The following is a 753-nucleotide window of genomic DNA, read 5'->3' as shown; positions in this document are numbered from 1 at the left end:
GTTGAGCTAACCTGTACTAATTGCCCGTGAGGCTTAACCATACAACACCCAAGGGGTTTTGATGGACTCAAATAAGAACATTGAATGTAGTGTAGAACGAAACAGCTTTCCGAATTAAAGAATTTGCTTGGCGACCATAGCGTTGTGGACCCACCTGATTCCATGCCGAACTCAGAAGTGAAACGCAACAGCGCCGATGGTAGTGTGGGGCTTCCCCATGTGAGAGTAGGTCATCGCCAGGCTTGTTTACTTGTTTTCAGATTTTGAAAAATCTGAAGGCAAAACTAGATAAAGCAATCTGACCATAAGACTTTATTTAGTAAAAGATACCACTGCGGAGTGGTAGTTCAGTTGGTTAGAATACCGGCCTGTCACGCCGGGGGTCGCGGGTTCGAGTCCCGTCCACTCCGCCACTTATTGAGAAGCCTCAGCAGAAATGCTGAGGCTTTCTTGCATTTAGGAGTTGAGGCTTTAGGATGGGCTTCGTCCTATAGAACGCTTTGCTTTTAGGAAACTGGATATCTAGAGTCGTATCTTCAATCGCAGAATGGTTGACAAGCTCACCTCTCCCCTCAAAATTCTCTAGCTCTCTAGCTCTCTAGCTCTCTAGCTCTCTAGCTCTCTAGCTCTCTAGCTCTCTAGCTCTCTAGCTCTCTAGCTCTCTAGCTCTCTAGCTCTCTAGCTCTCTAGCTCTCTAGCTCTCTAGCTCTCTAGCTCTCTAGCTCTCTAGCTCTCTAGCTCTCTAGCTCTCTA

Annotated in this window: 1 tRNA gene and 1 rRNA gene; both read left to right on the top strand. The window is 46.9% G+C overall.

From position 1 onward, the window contains the following. The first annotated feature begins 126 nt into the window (after positions 1-126). Positions 127-242, top strand: a 5S ribosomal RNA gene (gene rrf / locus DPF91_RS21925). Positions 243-336: 94 nt separating this feature from the next. After that, positions 337-413: transfer RNA gene (locus DPF91_RS21920), tRNA-Asp, on the top strand. Positions 414-753 lie beyond the last annotated feature (340 nt).

The sequence above is a fragment of the Vibrio maerlii genome, assembly GCF_003415655.1.
In the GTDB taxonomy this organism is placed as follows: domain Bacteria; phylum Pseudomonadota; class Gammaproteobacteria; order Enterobacterales; family Vibrionaceae; genus Vibrio; species Vibrio maerlii.
Note: the sequence above shows the minus strand (reverse complement) of the source record. Positions and strands in the feature narration are given on the sequence as shown.